Here is a 16,398-nt window from a genome sequence, read left to right on the forward strand (position 1 = left end):
CTTTTCCTGGAATTGCTCTTAGCGCAGCCGCTTCGGCCGCGGATCGGACAATTCGCCGGCCAGCCGTCGGTCGAGATAGTCGGCGCATTCCTCGAGCAGCAGATCGGCGTCGTTGGCGAAGAAGTGGTTGGCGCCTGGCAAGGTCTTCTGCGTGATGGTGATGCCCTTTTGCGTGTGCAGCTTGTCGACCAGGCCCTGCACATCCTTGGGCGGCGCCACCTTGTCGGCATCGCCATGGATGATCAGACCCGATGACGGGCAGGGCGCCAGGAACGAGAAATCATAGGTGTTGGGCTGCGGCGCGATCGAGATGAAGCCCTCGATCTCGGGCCGGCGCATCAGAAGCTGCATGCCGATCCAGGAGCCGAAGGAATAACCGGCCACCCAGCAGCTCTTGGAATCCGGATGCAGCGACTGCACCCAGTCGAGCGCTGCGGCGGCATCCGACAATTCGCCGGTACCGTGGTCGAATTCGCCCTGGCTGCGGCCGATGCCGCGGAAGTTGAAGCGAAGCGTGGTGAAATCGCGCTTCTGGAACATGTAGAAGAGGTCATAGACGATCTTGTTGTTCATCGTGCCGCCGAATTGCGGATGCGGATGCAACACGATGGCAATCGGCGCGCTCTTCTCCTTGGAAGGCTGGTAGCGGCCCTCCAGGCGGCCGGCCGGACCGGTGAAAATGACCTCAGGCATGAAATACTCCAAATGGCATACGAATGCGCGGCGCCCGGAACAATTCTTACTCCAGCCCCAGCCCTTCCGGGCCTTGACGCAGGGCAAGCGTCTTCTTAGAAGCTAGTTTAGAATTGTTCAAAACTGGATAGCCAGCCGTGACGGCCCGGCCATCCTCGCCGCAAGCCGCGTAAATAGGACGTCTTGCCTTGCAATTTCAAGGAAATAACGCGCTATCCTTGCGGAAAGGGTCTTGACGGGATCGATTGGGTGAAAATGGCCGCAGCACGCGCCTATCTCGACTACAATGCCAGCGCGCCGCTCATTGCCGAGGCGCGCGAGGCGATGATTGCCGCGCTCGATCTCGTCGCCAATCCGTCGTCGGTGCATGCCGAGGGGCGCGCGGCGCGGCGCCTGATCGACACTGCCCGGCGCGATGTGGCGGCACTTGTCGGCGCCAAGGCCGAGCATGTCGTCTTCACCTCCGGCGCGACGGAAGCCGCATCGACGCTGCTGACACCGGATTGGCGGATGGGCCGTGGCACGGTGCGCATGAGCCAGCTCTATGTCTGCGAGGCCGACCACCCTTGCCTGTTGAACGGCGGCCGCTTCCCGGCAACACAGGTTTCGCGGATCGGCGTCGACGCCGATGGCATCGCTGACCTCGCTCAGCTGACAGCCGCTCTGGCCGCGCATGACAAGGCCGAAGGCCTGCCGTTGGTCGCGATCCATGCGGCCAACAACGAGACCGGCGTCATCCAGCCGATTGATCGCATCGCCGCGATCGTCAAGGCGGCGGGCGGCGTTCTGGTGGTCGACGCGGTGCAGGCTGCGGGCCGTGTTCCCATCGATATGTCAGCGGCTTACGCCGACTATTTGATTCTGTCTTCGCACAAGATCGGCGGCCCCAAGGGTGTCGGCGCCGTCGTTGCGGCAGCCGATCTGATGATGCCGAAGCCGCTGATCAATGGCGGCGGCCAGGAAAAGGGCCATCGCGGCGGCACCGAAAACCTGGCGGCCATCGCCGGCTTTGGCGCCGCGGCGCGGCAGGCTTTGGCTGGACTGAAAGACGTCGAAGCGATCGCGCAACGCCGCGGCGAGGTCGAGAAAACACTCAAAACACTGGTGCCGGACGCAGAAATCTTCGGAACCGGCGCGCCAAGGCTTGCCAATACGACATTCTTCGCTATTCCCGGCATCAAGGCCGAGACGGCGCAGATCGCTTTCGATCTGGCTGGCGTTGCGCTGTCGGCGGGATCGGCCTGTTCGTCGGGCAAGGTCGGGCCGAGCCATGTGCTGAAAGCCATGGGTTACGGCGACAGCCTGGGCGCTTTGCGCGTGTCCATCGGCCACGCAACGAGTGCCGGGGATATCGAACTGTTCCGTGCTGCGCTGGCCGGTATTGCCCAGCGCCGGGCGGGCAGGGAACAAGCCGCCTGAGGCGGCGACAAAGAATTCAGGCCTCGCGGCCTGGTAGAGCCGTGCGTTTGCAAGTGGCCGGGTGAATTCCCGGCCGAGACGCACTATATGAAACTTACGCCGCCTTCGGCGCCTCATGGGCAGCCCTCGGCGATGCCATAGTTTGAAAACTGTCGGGCCTTGACCCCGGCGTGGATGGAGAACGCTTATGCCTGCTGTGCAGGACACGATCGATCGGGTCCGAAAGATCGACGTCGACCAGTACAAATACGGATTCCAGACAGAGATCGCGATGGACAAGGCCCCCAAGGGCCTGAGCGAAGACATTATTCGCTTCATCTCGGCCAAGAAGGATGAACCGTCCTGGATGCTGGAATGGCGTCTGGAAGCCTATCGGCGCTGGCTGACGCTGGAAGAGCCGACCTGGGCGCGCGTCCATTATCCGAAGATCGATTTTCAGGACCTCTATTACTACGCGGCGCCCAAGAGCACGCCCGGCCCGACCTCGCTGAGCGACGTCGATCCCGAGCTGTTGAAGGTCTACGAGAAGCTCGGCATTCCGCTGCGGGAACAAGAAATCCTCGCCGGCGTGCAGAAAACCGACGTCTCCGATCTCGAGGAGCCCAGCGACAACGTCTACAAATCGGGCCGTGTCGCCGTCGACGCGGTGTTTGATTCCGTTTCCGTCGTCACCACGTTCAAGAAGGAACTGGCGCAGGCCGGCGTCATCTTCTGCTCGATCTCGGAAGCCATCCGCGAGCATCCGGAGCTGGTGCAGAAATATCTCGGCTCGGTCGTGCCGACATCCGACAATTTCTACGCCACGCTGAATTCGGCTGTCTTCACCGACGGCTCGTTCGTCTTCGTGCCCAAGGGCGTGCGCTGCCCGATGGAGCTGTCGACCTATTTCCGCATGAACGAGAAGAACACCGGCCAGTTCGAGCGCACGCTGATCATCGCCGAGGAGGGGGCTTACGTCTCCTATCTCGAAGGCTGCACGGCGCCGCAGCGCGACGAGAACCAGCTGCATGCCGCCGTCGTCGAACTGGTGGCGCTCGACGATGCCGAGATCAAATATTCGACGGTGCAGAACTGGTACCCCGGCGATGCCGAGGGCAAGGGCGGCATCTACAATTTCGTCACCAAGCGCGGCGACTGCCGCGGCCACCGTTCGAAGATCTCGTGGACACAGGTCGAGACCGGTTCGGCGATCACCTGGAAATATCCGAGCTGCATCCTGCGCGGCGACGATTCCTCCGGCGAGTTCTATTCGATCGCCGTGTCGAACGGCTACCAGCAGGTCGACAGCGGCACCAAGATGATCCATCTCGGCAAGAACACGTCGAGCCGCATCATCTCCAAGGGCATCGCCGCCGGCTTCTCGCAGAACACCTATCGCGGCCAGGTTTCGGCGCACCGCAAGGCGACCAACGCCCGCAACTTCACCAATTGCGATAGTCTCCTGATCGGCGACCAGTGCGGCGCGCACACCGTGCCCTACATGGAAGCCAAGAATTCGACGGCGCAGTTCGAGCACGAAGCGACGACGTCGAAGATTTCCGAGGACCAGAAATTCTACGTCATGCAGCGCGGCATTCCCGAGGAAGAGGCGATCGCGCTGATCGTCAACGGCTTCGTCAAGGATGTCATCCAGCAGCTGCCGATGGAGTTCGCGGTCGAAGCGCAGAAGCTTATCGGCATCAGCCTCGAGGGCTCGGTCGGCTGACCGGACAATATATATCCAGGAAAGAAAAAATGCTTGAGATCAAGAATCTGCATGCCCGCATCGTCGATGACGGCACCGAGATCATCCGCGGCCTGAACCTGACGGTGAAAAACGGCGAGGTCGCCGCCATCATGGGCCCGAACGGCTCGGGCAAATCGACGCTGTCCTACATCCTCGCCGGCCGCGAGGACTATGAGGTCACCGAAGGCGATATCCTCTATAATGGCCAGTCGATTCTCGAAATGGACCCGGCCGAGCGCGCCACCGCGGGCATCTTCCTCGCCTTCCAGTATCCGATGGAGATACCTGGTGTCGCGACCATGGAATTCCTGAAGGTGGCGATGAACGAGCAGCGCAAGGCGCGCGGCGAGGAGCCGCTAAAAATTCCGGAATTTTTGAAGCGGGTGAAAGAGGCGGCAGCCTCGCTCTCGATGGACATGGCGATGCTGAAGCGGCCGCTCAATGTCGGCTTCTCCGGCGGCGAGAAGAAGCGGGCCGAGATCCTGCAGATGAAGCTGTTGGAACCGAAGCTCTGCGTGCTCGACGAGACCGATTCCGGCCTCGACATCGACGCGCTGAAGATCGTCTCGGACGGCGTCAACGCGCTGCGTTCGCCCGACCGTGCCATCATAGTCATCACCCACTACCAGCGCCTGCTCGAGCACATCGTGCCCGACAGCGTGCACGTCCTGTACAAGGGCCAGGTGATCAAGTCCGGCGACAAGTCGCTGGCGCTCGATCTCGAAGCCAATGGCTATGCCGGCGTGATCGGCGAAGCCGCGTGAGATGCCAGAAGGCCATTTTATGCTGAAAGGCGGGGCAAAACTGATGAATATGCATACACAACCCCAGCGCACACAGGCCGAAACGGCGTTGATCGACGCTTTCGGCGAGCGGCTGTCGCTGCTGCCGGGCGACGGCGCGGTGATGCTGAAGCGCGACGACGCCATTGAGGCGATCAAGCACGGGCTGCCGACGCGGCGCATCGAATCCTGGCATTACACTGACCTGCGCCGGCTGTTGACTGCGGTGCCGGCGTTCGATCCGACGGCCGCCGCCAAGGGGCTGGCGCCCATCGTCGAAGGTTCCGCCGTGCTGGCAGTTCTGAACGGCGTCTCGATTGCGAAATTCCCTGCCATCGAAGGCGTGACCGTCCAGCGCCTGTCGGAAAAGCTGACCGATGGCTCGATTGCGCCCGGCCTCGACCCCTATGGCAGCGATGACGCCATCGGCGCGCTGAACACTGCTTTCGTCGCCGACGGCTATTTCGTCGACGTCGCCGATGGCGCAGCACTGGAGAAGCCGATCGAATTGCAGAACCTGCAAGCCGGCGGACAGACCCATGTGCGCTTTCCCGTGCGTGTCGGCGCCGGCGCCAAGGCTGCGATCGTCGAGCGTCAGGCGGGCGAGGGCGCGGCTCTGGCCAGCTCCGTCAGCCAGCTGGTGCTGGACGAAGGCGCCGAGGTGACCTGGCTGATCATTCAGGAACAGCCGGAGACGGCCACCCATCTGGCGCAGTTCAAGGCGCATCTCGGCAAGAATTCGAAACTGACACTGTTTTTCATGAATGCCGGCGGCAAGCTTGTGCGCCAGGAGATCGTGGTGAAGACCACGGGCGAAGGCGCCGACTTCAAATTGCGCGGCATCAACCTGCTCGCCGGCGACACCCATACCGACGTGACCATGGTGCTCGACCATGCCGTGCCGCATACGACGTCGACGGAAGTAATCCGCAATGTCGTGACCGGCAAGGCGCGCGGCGTCTTCCAGGGCCGCATCAACGTCCACCAATACGCGCAGAAGACCAACGCCAAGATGGCCTGCAACACGCTGCTTCTGTCGGATGATGGCGAGTTCTCGACCAAGCCGGAGCTCGAAATCTTCGCCGATGACGTCATCTGTGGCCATGGCGCGACCGTCACCGAGATCGACCACAACCATCTGTTCTATCTGATGGCGCGCGGCATCGACGAGAAGAGCGCCCGCGGCCTGCTGGTCAAGGCGTTCGTCGCCGAAGTGATCGAGGAACTGGACGACGAAACCATCGTCGAGGCCCTGGAAACAAGGCTCGACGACTGGTTTGTGGCGCACGGGTAAGCGCCTCTTTCCCTTCTCCCCTTGTGGGGTCCGAAGGACGGGCGAGGCAAGTGACTCGCCCCGGGCGATGGCCGAGCGAAGCTCGGTCGGATGAGGGGTGCGTGACGAAGTGAGGCGGTGCCTCAAGAGAGCTTGTAATGGACCAGAAACTCGAAACCACCCCCTACGACGTCGAGGCGATCCGCCGCGACTTCCCGATCCTGTCGCGCGAAGTCTACGGCAAACCGCTGGTCTATCTCGACAATGGCGCCTCGGCACAGAAGCCGCAGGTGGTGCTGGATACGATCCAGCACGCCTATTCCCAGGAATACGCCAACGTCCATCGCGGCCTGCATTTCCTGTCCAATGCCGCGACCGACGCCTACGAGAAGGCGCGCGAGACGGTGCGCCGCTTCCTCAACGCGCCAAGCACCGACAACATCGTATTCACCTCGAACACGACCGCGGCGATCAACACCGTCGCTTACGGCTATGGCATGCCCAATATCGGCGCGGGCGACGAGATCGTTCTGTCGATCATGGAGCACCACTCCAACATCGTGCCGTGGCATTTCATCCGGGAGCGGCAGGGCGCCAAGCTGGTCTGGGTGCCGGTCGACGATCTCGGCATCTTCGGCATCGAGGAATTCGAAAAGCGCCTGACCGACAAGACCAAGCTCGTCGCCATCACGCATATGTCGAACGCGCTGGGCACGGTGACGCCGATCAAGGAGATCGTGCGCATCGCGCATTCGCGTGGAATTCCCGTACTTGTCGACGGCAGCCAGAGCGCCGTGCACATGCCGATCGACGTCCAGGACCTCGATTGCGATTTCTTCGTCTTCACCGGCCACAAGGTCTACGGGCCCTCCGGCATCGGCGTGCTCTACGGCAAGAAGGATATTCTCTCGGCCATGCGCCCTTTCATGGGCGGCGGCGAGATGATCGAGGAAGTGACGGAAGACGTCGTCACCTACAACGAGCCGCCGCACCGCTTCGAGGCCGGCACGCCGCCGATCGTCCAGGCGATCGGGCTGGGTGCAGCATTGGAATACATGGAAAAGATCGGCCGCGAGCGCATCGCCGCGCACGAGGCCGACCTCAAGACCTACGCGCACGAGCGGCTGCGCGCCATCAACTCGCTGCGCATCTTCGGCGACGCGCCGGACAAGGGCGCCATCATTTCCTTCGAATTGCAGGGCATTCATGCCCATGACGTGTCGATGGTGATAGACAGGCAAGGTGTTGCCGTCCGCGCGGGCACCCATTGCGCCCAGCCGCTGTTGAAACGCTTTGGCGTAACCTCCACATGCAGGGCATCGTTCGGCATGTATAATACCAGGGCCGAAGTCGACGCTTTGGCCGATGCGCTGGAAAAAGCGCGCAAGTTCTTCGGGTGACAGGTTCTTTGGATGACGACCATGGATGATGCGAGCCACACCACCGCGCCGGAAGCGGCCGTCAATCCGCTGGTTTCCGCCTCGGCCATTCCCGCCGACGAGCTGGCGCGGCTGACCGACGACATCGTCTCGGCGCTGAAGACGGTCTATGACCCGGAAATACCGGCCGACATCTATGAGCTCGGCCTCATCTACAAGATCGACATCGAGGACAACCGCGCGGTCAAGATCGACATGACGCTGACCGCGCCCGGCTGTCCGGTGGCCGGCGAAATGCCCGGCTGGGTGGAAAACGCCGTCGGCGCCGTCGAAGGCGTCTCCGGCGTCGAGGTCAACATGACCTTCGACCCGCCCTGGTCGCCCGACCGCATGTCGGAAGAGGCGCAGGTGGCGGTGGGCTGGTACTAGGTTGACTGAGGTTGGTGCACTTGCACCAGTGGTAAAACTTCACCATTTTAGGTGAGGAATCATTCGGCAGGCCTTGAACCTGCATGGAATGGAAGAGGAAAAAGAATGGGACGCTTCGCCGTCATCACGATGACCGAAAAGGCCGCCGACCGGGTGCGCGAGATCGTCGCCACGCGCGACAATGCGCATGGCATTCGCCTCGGCATCAAGAAGGGCGGCTGCGCCGGCATGGAATACACGGTCGACCTGGTGACCGAGCCCAATACCAAGGACGACCATATCGAACGCGACGGCGCGCATGTCTATGTCGCGCCCGAGGCTGCCCTTTTCCTGTTCGGCACCGAGATGGATTTCGAGCAGACCACGCTGCGCACCGGCTTCACCTTCCACAACCCGAACCAGAGTTCGGCCTGCGGCTGCGGCGAATCCGTCGAACTGAAGCCCGCCGACCTGAAGGCGCTGGCTGAGGCGCGCGCTTCGGCCTGATCTTCCTTCTCCCCGTTCACGGGGAGGTGAGGAATGGTCCGCGCAGCGGGCGAAAAGCCAATTGCTTGGCTTTTCGAATGACGAACGGCCCGAAGGGCCGGATGAGGGGCAGCGCTGACCATCGGAAGTCGCGCTCCGCGCCTCCCTGCTTACTTCACCCACATCTTCGTCCGCTTGTGCCAGTCGGCGATCGATTCCTCGGGATAGACGTCGAAGACCTTGTCCTTTTTGCCGATCACCGGCTCGACCCAACTCGCCTTGTATTTCAACATCAGATGCACCTTCTCCGGCGGTTTCGGCAACTCGCTGTCGATTGCCGAGGCGAAGGGGTGGACCAGGTCCGGCCATGTCGGATCGTAGAGCCAGAGCGCCGAACCGCACTTCTTGCAGAAATTGCGCTCGCCCGTCGAAATCTCGCACTTTGGATGCTCGTCGTCCGCGATCTCGGCCTGGTAGACGCCGAGATTGCGCTTGCCCTTGATTTTCAGCGTCTTGTAATCGGCGCCGAGATTGATGGCGAAGCCGCCGCCGCCCTGCTGCTTGCGGCAGATCGAGCAGTAGCACAGCATGAACGGCACCGGCGTGTTGCTCTCCACCTCGAAATGGACGGCATCGCAGCGGCAGGATCCCTTGAGCAGCAGCGGCATGACAGAACTCCGACGGATGGCTCTCAACTTGCCAGCATGGTTTTTGGTTGCAGCCATGGCAAGCCCGGTGACATGATTGCGGCATGGACAATGAACGCATCGAAGAACTGTTCGAAGGCCTCGGCCCGGTCAGTATCCGAAAACTGTTCGGCGGCAAGGGTATCTATTTCGACGGCGTCATCGTCGCCATCGTGCTGCGCGGCGAATTGCTGCTCAAGGCTGACGAGCAAAGCGCGCCCGACTTCGAAGCCGCCGGCTGCAAGCAATGGACCTATACCGGCACCCGCCACGGCAAGCTGGTCGCGATGCCGTACTGGAGCATTCCCGACAGCGCGTTTGATGATCCTGACGAGATGAGGGTGTGGGCGCGCCGGGCTTATGAGGCGGGACGAAGGGCGGGGAAGTGAACCGGGACCGCCGCGTTTCTTCCCACCCCCCTCTGTCCTGCCGGACATCTCCCCCGCAAGGGGGGAGATCAGTTGTCACATTGGCCTTCGCCAATCACCAACGTTGAAAATGGGAGCCTGCGGCTAAGCTGTTAATCTCCCTCCTTGCGGGGGAGATGGCCGGCAGGCCAGAGGGGGGTGCTGTCCCGCCGACGTAGGCGATCCTACAGCGCCGTCGCAATCCTCGCCGCCAGCCGCGCATTGTTCTCGACCAGCGCGATGTTGGTCTTCAAGCTCCGGCCGCCGGTCAGTTCGAGGATTTTGCCCAACAGGAACGGCGTCACCGCCTTTCCGGTCACATTCTGCACTACCGCCGCCTTCTGCACGGCCTCGATATAGCCGGCCATCTCGTCGGCCGGGATTTCATCGTCCTGCGGCACCGGGTTGGCGATCAGCATGCCGCCGACCAGGCCAAGTGCCGCCCTGGTCTTGTAGAAATGCGCGATCTCTTCCGGTCTGTGCAGGGTCAGCGGCGCGCGGAACGGCGAATGCCGCGACCAGAAGGCCGGCATCGTCTCGCAGCCATGGCCAATCACCGGCACGCCGCGCGTCTCCAGCACTTCCAGCGTCTTTTCGATGTCGAGGATCGCCTTGGCGCCGGCCGAGACGACGATGACCGGCGTGCGCGCCAACTCGTCGAGATCGGCCGAGATGTCGAAGCTCTTTTCCGCGCCCTTGTGGACGCCGCCAATGCCGCCGGTGGCGAACACCTTGATCCCGACCATGTCGGCCGCGATCATGGTGGCGGCGACCGTGGTGCCGCCGGTGCGGCCTTGCGCCACCGCAAAGCCGAGATCGGCGCGCGACAGCTTCATGGCGTCGCCGGTCATCGCTAGCGACTCGCGCTCGCCGTCGGACAGCCCGATCTTGATGCGGCCGGCGACCACGGCGATCGTCGCCGGCACCGCGCCATTGTCCAGGATGATCTTTTCGACATTGGCGGCCATGGCGCCATTGTCGGGGTAAGGCATGCCATGGGTGATGATGGTGCTTTCCAGCGCCACGACGGGGCGGCCAGCCGCGAGCGCCTCGGCCACGGGCGCGTGGATGTCGATGAAGGGTCGGGCGCTTTGCGGTGTCATGATGGTCTCCAATCCGGAGATCCGCGCGTCCGCTTGGACGTCGCGCTCCGGCAGTGGCAATTGGCCGCCCTCATGCCATTTCCTGCGCGTCGGGCACAAGAGCCAGTGCCTCAGTGAAGGTCGCAATCGTGAAGGCCGGAACCGCGTCGGCGCTTTCAATGGCCAGCGTGGCGGCGGCAACGCCCTCGCGCAATGCCTGGCGCAGGGGCAGGCCGCGCAGCAGGGCAGCGATGGTGGCGCCGGCCAGCGCGTCGCCGGCGCCGGTGACGTCGGCGACTTTTCTCGGCGCCGGCGGCAGGATAGAGAAGGCGCCGGCTTCGTCGAATCCCAGCACCGGGCCATCGCCCGCCGTCACCACGCCACTGGTGAGGCCGCTGCAGCGCAGTCCGTCGACGATCTCGCGCTCCGCGGCATTGGCATCGACGCCGGCCAGCACCATGGCCTCGCGCCGGTTCATGAAGACCTGCGCGAGTTCCTTCAGCACCGGTATCAGCCGCACCACCTTGGCCGGCGAAATGGCAATGGCGAACACCGGCTTGCCGGCGGCGAGCCCCACCAGCCGCTCCAGCGCCGTTGATGGCAGATTGGCGTCGCAGAGCACCGCATCGGCCTCGGCGACCACCTCGCGCACCTTGGAGCGGCGGATCTGCTTGGGGAACGCCAAATCGTAGAGCGCCATATCGGCAAAGCCGGTGATCAGCTCGCCGTCGCGATCGATCAGCGCCGTGTAGCTCGGCGTCGTGCGGTCGAGGAAAACCGCCGACAGGTCGGCAATGCCGGAGTCGGCGATGGCGCGCGCAACCGTCTCGGCCGAGGCATCGCCGCCGCGCACCGACAAAAGCGAGGCCGAGACGCCGCGCCGCACCAGGCTGCGCAGCGCGTTGAAGACGCCGCCGCCGACATCCTCGCGCATCGTGCCGGGGTTGGACGCCGCGGGCACGTACGTGCCCGACACCTGGCCGCGGCGATCGATATGGGCGCCGCCCACCGCCAGTATCTTTGCTGATTTCACCATGCCGGCGATATGACCTTTGTTATTCGAGCCGCACAAGCGCTACGCTGTGCGGCGGAGCTTCGCAGGCAAGCCGGCGATTCGGCCGATCGAAACAGCCGGCGCGTCTGGCCCAATGGTGATACATCCGGAAACGAAACCATGAGACAAAAAAAGAACAGATCCGGATAAAGATTGCTTTTCAGATATTTGACCCCTCTTGCCAAACGAGAACAAAAGTAGTACAAAATGGGCAGGGATTACGGATTGTCCGGCCTTCATTGACGACCAAGGGGTGATGTATCATGGCTCAGAATTCTTTGCGGCTTGTAGAGGACAAAGCGGTGGACAAATCAAAGGCTCTGGACGCGGCGCTGTCGCAAATCGAGCGCGCCTTCGGCAAGGGCTCGATCATGCGGCTTGGCGCCAACGAGCAGGTCGTCGAGATCGAAACCGTGCCGACCGGATCGCTGGGCCTCGACATCGCGCTTGGCGTCGGCGGCCTGCCGCGCGGCCGCATCGTCGAGATCTACGGGCCGGAAAGCTCGGGCAAGACGACACTGGCGCTGCACACAGTTGCCGAAGCCCAGAAGAAAGGCGGTATCTGCGCCTTCGTCGATGCCGAGCACGCACTCGATCCGGTCTATGCCCGCAAGCTCGGCGTCGATCTGGAAAACCTCTTGATCTCGCAGCCGGACACCGGCGAGCAGGCGCTGGAAATATGCGACACGCTGGTGCGTTCAGGCGCCATCGACGTGCTGGTCGTCGATTCGGTGGCGGCGCTGACGCCGCGCGCCGAAATCGAAGGCGAGATGGGCGATTCGCTGCCCGGTCTCCAGGCGCGTCTGATGAGCCAGGCGCTGCGCAAGCTGACCGCCTCGATCTCGCGCTCCAACACCATGGTCATCTTCATCAACCAGATCCGCATGAAGATCGGCGTGATGTTCGGTTCGCCCGAGACCACGACCGGCGGCAACGCGCTGAAATTCTACGCTTCGGTGCGCCTCGACATCCGCCGCATCGGCTCGGTCAAGGACCGCGACGAGGTCGTCGGCAACCAGACCCGCGTCAAAGTGGTCAAGAACAAGCTGGCGCCGCCCTTCAAGGTGGTCGAGTTCGACATCATGTATGGCGAGGGCGTCTCCAAGACCGGCGAACTGGTCGATCTCGGCGTCAAGGCCGGCGTGGTCGAGAAGTCCGGCGCCTGGTTCTCCTACAATTCGCAGCGTCTCGGCCAAGGTCGCGAAAACGCCAAACTGTTCCTGCGCGACAATCCCGACACGGCGCGTGAGATCGAACTTGCGCTGCGGCAGAATGCCGGGCTGATCGCCGAGAAGTTTCTTGAAAATGGCGGCCCCGAGCGCGGCGAAAGCGACGACGGCTTCGAGGAAGAATCCGGCGCCATGTAGGGTACGGCCAGAGTTCGGCCATAAATCCGGTCTATTACCCGATGCTTAAGTAACCGAGTTCTTTAGTATTGCGTTTCAAACCGCCGGCCTTCGCGCCGGCGGTTTTCGTTTTTGGGCAGCGTGAAGCCGGCTTGGCAGTTGCCGGATTGGCCCAATTCCGTGTTTCTGGACAGGGTAGGGCGTGCCCGCTAAAAGGCCAAGGCGATTTTCTAAAAACCAGAGACCAGTGTCCGCCGGCCGTGCCGGCGGTTTTCGCGAAAAGGCAGCACTCATGAGTGGCGTGAACGAGATCCGGTCGACATTCCTCGACTATTTCCGCAAGGAGGGCCACGAGGTCGTGGCCTCGAGCCCGCTGGTGCCGCGCAACGACCCGACGCTGATGTTCACCAATGCCGGCATGGTGCAGTTCAAGAACGTCTTCACCGGCCTGGAGAAGCGGTCCTATTCGCGCGCCACCACCGCGCAGAAAAGCGTGCGCGCCGGCGGCAAGCACAACGACCTCGACAATGTCGGCTACACCGCGCGCCATCTGACCTTCTTCGAAATGCTCGGCAATTTCTCCTTCGGCGACTATTTCAAGGAGCGCGCCATCGAACTGGCCTGGAACCTGATCACCAAGGAGTTCGGGCTGAACAAGGACAAGCTGCTGGTCACCGTCTATCACACCGATGACGAGGCGGCCGGCTTCTGGAAGAAGATCGCCGGTTTCTCCGATGACCGCATCATCCGCATCCCGACCTCCGACAATTTCTGGGCTATGGGCGACACCGGACCGTGCGGGCCGTGCTCGGAAATCTTCATCGACCGTGGCGAGCACATCTGGGGCGGCCCTCCCGGCAGCCCGGAGGAGGACGGCGACCGCTTCCTTGAATTCTGGAACCTGGTGTTCATGCAATATGAGCAGGTCACCAAGGATGAGCGCATCGACCTGCCGCGGCCGTCGATCGACACCGGCATGGGCCTGGAGCGCATGGCCTCCATCCTGCAAGGGGTGGAGAGCGTCTTCGAGACCGACCTGTTCCGTCATCTGATCGATGCGGCCTCCTCAGCGCTCGGGCAGGGCCCGGACAAGGAGACGGTCGCCTCCTTCCGCGTCATTGCCGACCATCTGCGCTCGTCCTCCTTCCTGGTGGCCGATGGCGTGCTGCCGTCGAACGAAGGCCGCGGCTATGTGCTGCGCCGCATCATGCGCCGCGCCATGCGCCATGCGCAGTTGCTCGGCGCCAAGGAGCCGTTGATGTGGAAGCTGGTGCCGGCGCTGGTGCGTGAGATGGGCCAGGCCTATCCCGAACTGCTGCGCGGCGAACAGCTGATTACCGAGACGCTGAAGCTCGAGGAGACACGCTTCCGCAAGACGCTGCTGCGCGGCCTCGGCCTGCTCTCGGAGGCGACGGATACGCTGCACGCCGGCGATATGCTGGATGGAGAGACGGCGTTCAAGCTCTATGACACGTACGGCTTCCCGCTCGATCTGACGCAGGACGCACTGCGCCAGCGCAACATCTCGGTCGACCTTGCCGGATTCACCCATGCGATGGAGCAGCAGAAGGCCGAAGCGCGCAAGCATTGGGCTGGCTCCGGCGACGCGGCCACCGAGACCATCTGGTTTTCTGTACGCGAGAAGGCCGGCGCCACCGAATTCCTCGGCTACGAGACCGAACAGGCGGAAGGCCTCATCCAGGCACTGGTCAAGGACGGCAAGACCGTCGATAGCGCCGGCAAGGGCGACATGGTGGCGGTGGTCGTCAACCAGACACCGTTCTATGGCGAGTCCGGCGGCCAGATGGGCGACACCGGTATCATCTCCGGCGAAGGTTTCTCGATCGAGGTTTCCGACACGCAGAAAAAGGCCGACGGCCTGTTCGTGCATCTGGGCAAGGTGACGAACGGCACGGTCAAGCCAGGGGCAGCCGTCGAGCTGAAGGTTGACCATGCGCGCCGCACCCGGCTGCGCGCCAATCATTCGGCAACGCATCTGATCCACGAGGCGCTGCGCGAGGTGCTGGGCACCCATGTCGCGCAGAAAGGTTCGCTGGTCGCGCCCGAGCGCCTGCGCTTCGACATCTCGCACAACAAGCCGATCTCGGCCGAAGACCTCGAAGAGGTCGAGCGCATGGCCAACGAAATCGTCGTCCAGAACAGCCCGGTGACGACGCGGCTGATGTCGGTCGACGACGCCATCGCCGAAGGCGCCATGGCGCTGTTCGGCGAGAAATATGGTGACGAGGTGCGTGTCGTTTCGATGGGCACCGGCGTGCATGGCGCCAAGGCCAACCGGCCCTATTCGGTCGAGCTCTGCGGTGGCACCCATGTCCGGGCGACCGGCGATATTGGTCTGGTTCGCGTTGTCTCCGACAGCGCGGTCGCCGCCGGCGTGCGCCGCATCGAGGCGCTGACCGGCGAAGCCGCACGAAAATATCTCGACGAGCAGGACAGGCGCCTGAAGGCGACGGCGGCTGTGTTGAAGATTTCGCCGGCCGACGTGCCGGCGCGTGTCGAGGCGCTGCTCGAGGAACGCAAGAAGCTCGAGAAGGAACTGAGCGAAGCCCGCAAGAAACTCGCGCTGGGCGGTGGTGCCGCGGCCGATGCTCCGGCCACCACCGAAACCGTCGCCGGTATCGGCTTCCTCGGCAAAGCGGTTTCCGGCGTGTCGCCGAAGGATTTGAAGCCGCTGGCCGATGCCGGCAAGACTTCGCTCGGCTCAGGCGTCGTCGTCTTCGTCGGTGCGGGCGAAGACAACAAGGCAAGCGTCGTGGTCGCAGTGACGGACGATCTCGTCGGCCGCTTCAGCGCCGTCGATCTTGTGCGCGTTGCCTCGGCCGCATTGGGCGGGCAGGGCGGTGGCGGACGGCCCGACATGGCGCAAGCCGGCGGCCCGGACGCCTCGAAGGCCAATGATGCGATCGCTGCGGTGAGGGCGGCGCTGGAGGCAGCCTGAAAGCCACCCTATGTCGTATCTGGTTCGTGTGCGGCTTTCCGGCCTTCGCCGCCGTGCTTGCCATTCTGTGGCTGATAGTGGCAAGCCTGCAATCAGCTCTTAGACGGTCCGTCTAGCTAGTTCTTTTTCGCCGCTTTCAGGGCGCGCGTCATTCTGCTGGAATCGCCCCAGGTGGACAGCCAGATCAGCACGTCCGTGGCGATCGAAATCAGCGACCGTAAAAAGTTCAGCGCCGGGCCGGGCGATTTCAGCTGCTCTTCGGCGTGATGGAGATGGGCGAGCTCTTCCTCGCGGATCGCCAGGATGATGCCGTGCAAGTCGTGGTCGCGATTGGCGAGGAAAAACAGCTGATCGTCCAGATGGCGATGCACCGCCGCTTCAACCGCCGCCGTGCAGGCCCAGATGCCTTGCGGACCGAGCAGGGCGGTGACAAAACCCAGCACCCAGCCACCCCAGCTCCAGAACTGCATTACCCGGCACGGTCGCGACCGCCGCGCCGGCATGGCGGCGCGGAACGCCGCCCAATGCGTGCGCTCGTGCCCAAGCATCTCCGACAAGGATGGCACGCAATCCGGCCATAAGCGCCTGGCGACAAGAATCTGCGCCGAATAGATCCTGATCGCACCGAACTCACCGGCGTGGTTGACCCTGACAATTCTGGCGACGGTGAGCGCGTCCTGGCGAGATGGGTCAGCCAT

15 protein-coding genes are annotated in these 16,398 nt (G+C 63.1%); 10 read left to right on the forward strand and 5 right to left on the reverse strand.

Features of this window, described 5'->3' with window-relative positions; translation table 11 throughout:
* Nucleotides 1–18: 18 nt before the first annotated feature.
* Nucleotides 19–693 carry an alpha/beta hydrolase gene (locus NKI46_RS21490; RefSeq protein ID WP_023669128.1) on the reverse strand — a complete coding sequence of 225 codons (675 nt, stop codon included), beginning with the start codon at nucleotides 691–693 and terminating at the stop codon, nucleotides 19–21.
* Between the two features lie 255 nt (nucleotides 694–948).
* Here NKI46_RS21490 and NKI46_RS21495 point away from each other — a divergent pair, with 255 nt between their 5' ends.
* From NKI46_RS21495 to sufA, 7 genes are all read left to right on the forward strand, one after another.
* Complete coding sequence (locus NKI46_RS21495) at nucleotides 949–2,112, forward strand: cysteine desulfurase family protein (protein ID WP_352514089.1); 1,164 nt, start codon at nucleotides 949–951, stop codon at nucleotides 2,110–2,112.
* Between the two features lie 187 nt (nucleotides 2,113–2,299).
* Nucleotides 2,300–3,817, forward strand: a complete 1,518-nt coding sequence (gene sufB, locus NKI46_RS21500; RefSeq protein WP_023706434.1) for a Fe-S cluster assembly protein SufB — start codon at nucleotides 2,300–2,302, stop codon at nucleotides 3,815–3,817.
* A gap of 29 nt (nucleotides 3,818–3,846) precedes the next feature.
* The gene (gene sufC / locus NKI46_RS21505) at nucleotides 3,847–4,602 is read left to right on the forward strand and encodes a Fe-S cluster assembly ATPase SufC (protein ID WP_023684862.1); all 756 of its coding nucleotides are present in this window, start codon (nucleotides 3,847–3,849) and stop codon (nucleotides 4,600–4,602) included.
* A gap of 43 nt (nucleotides 4,603–4,645) precedes the next feature.
* Nucleotides 4,646–5,914 (forward strand): Fe-S cluster assembly protein SufD, encoded by a 1,269-nt coding sequence (sufD, locus tag NKI46_RS21510; protein WP_023806466.1) that lies wholly within the window; start codon nucleotides 4,646–4,648, stop codon nucleotides 5,912–5,914.
* A 137-nt stretch (nucleotides 5,915–6,051) separates the two neighbouring features.
* Entirely contained in the window at nucleotides 6,052–7,293 is a 1,242-nt protein-coding gene (locus NKI46_RS21515; protein ID WP_023739399.1) for a cysteine desulfurase, read from the forward strand.
* A gap of 21 nt (nucleotides 7,294–7,314) precedes the next feature.
* Nucleotides 7,315–7,701 carry an SUF system Fe-S cluster assembly protein gene (locus NKI46_RS21520; protein WP_023669122.1) on the forward strand — a complete coding sequence of 129 codons (387 nt, stop codon included), beginning with the start codon at nucleotides 7,315–7,317 and terminating at the stop codon, nucleotides 7,699–7,701.
* A gap of 105 nt (nucleotides 7,702–7,806) precedes the next feature.
* Nucleotides 7,807–8,187, forward strand: coding sequence for a Fe-S cluster assembly scaffold SufA (gene sufA / locus NKI46_RS21525; RefSeq protein WP_013532156.1), 381 nt, complete (start codon nucleotides 7,807–7,809; stop codon nucleotides 8,185–8,187).
* Between the two features lie 149 nt (nucleotides 8,188–8,336).
* On the opposite strand, the gene NKI46_RS21530 is transcribed toward sufA, so the two are convergent.
* On the reverse strand, nucleotides 8,337–8,834 hold the full coding sequence (locus NKI46_RS21530; RefSeq protein WP_023697559.1) for a GFA family protein: 498 nt from the start codon (nucleotides 8,832–8,834) through the stop codon (nucleotides 8,337–8,339).
* An 83-nt stretch (nucleotides 8,835–8,917) separates the two neighbouring features.
* On the opposite strand from NKI46_RS21530, the gene NKI46_RS21535 reads away from it, so the two are divergent.
* Nucleotides 8,918–9,241, forward strand: coding sequence for a TfoX/Sxy family protein (locus tag NKI46_RS21535; protein ID WP_023819428.1), 324 nt, complete (start codon nucleotides 8,918–8,920; stop codon nucleotides 9,239–9,241).
* Between the two features lie 203 nt (nucleotides 9,242–9,444).
* Here the strand turns inward: NKI46_RS21535 and NKI46_RS21540 are convergent, their stop codons facing one another.
* Together NKI46_RS21540 and NKI46_RS21545 are read right to left on the reverse strand one after the other, a co-directional pair.
* Nucleotides 9,445–10,362 carry a pseudouridine-5'-phosphate glycosidase gene (locus tag NKI46_RS21540; RefSeq protein WP_352747812.1) on the reverse strand — a complete coding sequence of 306 codons (918 nt, stop codon included), beginning with the start codon at nucleotides 10,360–10,362 and terminating at the stop codon, nucleotides 9,445–9,447.
* 70 nt (nucleotides 10,363–10,432) lie between these two features.
* A complete protein-coding gene (locus tag NKI46_RS21545; protein ID WP_352747815.1) occupies nucleotides 10,433–11,377 on the reverse strand; it encodes a carbohydrate kinase family protein in 945 nt (314 codons plus the stop codon).
* A 281-nt stretch (nucleotides 11,378–11,658) separates the two neighbouring features.
* Here NKI46_RS21545 and recA point away from each other — a divergent pair, with 281 nt between their 5' ends.
* Together recA and alaS are read left to right on the forward strand one after the other, a co-directional pair.
* Complete coding sequence (gene recA, locus NKI46_RS21550) at nucleotides 11,659–12,762, forward strand: recombinase RecA (RefSeq protein ID WP_023669117.1); 1,104 nt, start codon at nucleotides 11,659–11,661, stop codon at nucleotides 12,760–12,762.
* A gap of 271 nt (nucleotides 12,763–13,033) precedes the next feature.
* Nucleotides 13,034–15,700: an alanine--tRNA ligase gene (gene alaS / locus NKI46_RS21555; protein ID WP_352747818.1), complete on the forward strand. Its 2,667-nt coding sequence runs from the start codon at nucleotides 13,034–13,036 to the stop codon at nucleotides 15,698–15,700.
* 116 nt (nucleotides 15,701–15,816) lie between these two features.
* On the opposite strand, the gene NKI46_RS21560 is transcribed toward alaS, so the two are convergent.
* A complete protein-coding gene (locus NKI46_RS21560) occupies nucleotides 15,817–16,398 on the reverse strand; it encodes a demethoxyubiquinone hydroxylase family protein (protein ID WP_352747821.1) in 582 nt (193 codons plus the stop codon).

Source organism: Mesorhizobium sp. M0615 (genome assembly GCF_040320805.1).
GTDB lineage: Bacteria > Pseudomonadota > Alphaproteobacteria > Rhizobiales > Rhizobiaceae > Mesorhizobium.

Bases quoted from the DNA above. Each gene is read 5' to 3' on its own strand.
- NKI46_RS21490 (WP_023669128.1), bottom strand. From the start codon at position 693: ATGCCTGAGGTCATTTTCACCGGTCCGGCCGGCCGCCTGGAGGGCCGC.
- NKI46_RS21495 (WP_352514089.1), top strand. From the start codon at position 949: ATGGCCGCAGCACGCGCCTATCTCGACTACAATGCCAGCGCGCCGCTC.
- sufB (WP_023706434.1), top strand. From the start codon at position 2,300: ATGCCTGCTGTGCAGGACACGATCGATCGGGTCCGAAAGATCGACGTC.
- sufC (WP_023684862.1), top strand. From the start codon at position 3,847: ATGCTTGAGATCAAGAATCTGCATGCCCGCATCGTCGATGACGGCACC.
- sufD (WP_023806466.1), top strand. From the start codon at position 4,646: ATGAATATGCATACACAACCCCAGCGCACACAGGCCGAAACGGCGTTG.
- NKI46_RS21515 (WP_023739399.1), top strand. From the start codon at position 6,052: ATGGACCAGAAACTCGAAACCACCCCCTACGACGTCGAGGCGATCCGC.
- NKI46_RS21520 (WP_023669122.1), top strand. From the start codon at position 7,315: ATGGATGATGCGAGCCACACCACCGCGCCGGAAGCGGCCGTCAATCCG.
- sufA (WP_013532156.1), top strand. From the start codon at position 7,807: ATGGGACGCTTCGCCGTCATCACGATGACCGAAAAGGCCGCCGACCGG.
- NKI46_RS21530 (WP_023697559.1), bottom strand. From the start codon at position 8,834: ATGCCGCTGCTGCTCAAGGGATCCTGCCGCTGCGATGCCGTCCATTTC.
- NKI46_RS21535 (WP_023819428.1), top strand. From the start codon at position 8,918: ATGGACAATGAACGCATCGAAGAACTGTTCGAAGGCCTCGGCCCGGTC.
- NKI46_RS21540 (WP_352747812.1), bottom strand. From the start codon at position 10,362: ATGACACCGCAAAGCGCCCGACCCTTCATCGACATCCACGCGCCCGTG.
- NKI46_RS21545 (WP_352747815.1), bottom strand. From the start codon at position 11,377: ATGGTGAAATCAGCAAAGATACTGGCGGTGGGCGGCGCCCATATCGAT.
- recA (WP_023669117.1), top strand. From the start codon at position 11,659: ATGGCTCAGAATTCTTTGCGGCTTGTAGAGGACAAAGCGGTGGACAAA.
- alaS (WP_352747818.1), top strand. From the start codon at position 13,034: ATGAGTGGCGTGAACGAGATCCGGTCGACATTCCTCGACTATTTCCGC.
- NKI46_RS21560 (WP_352747821.1), bottom strand. From the start codon at position 16,398: ATGGCTGACCCATCTCGCCAGGACGCGCTCACCGTCGCCAGAATTGTC.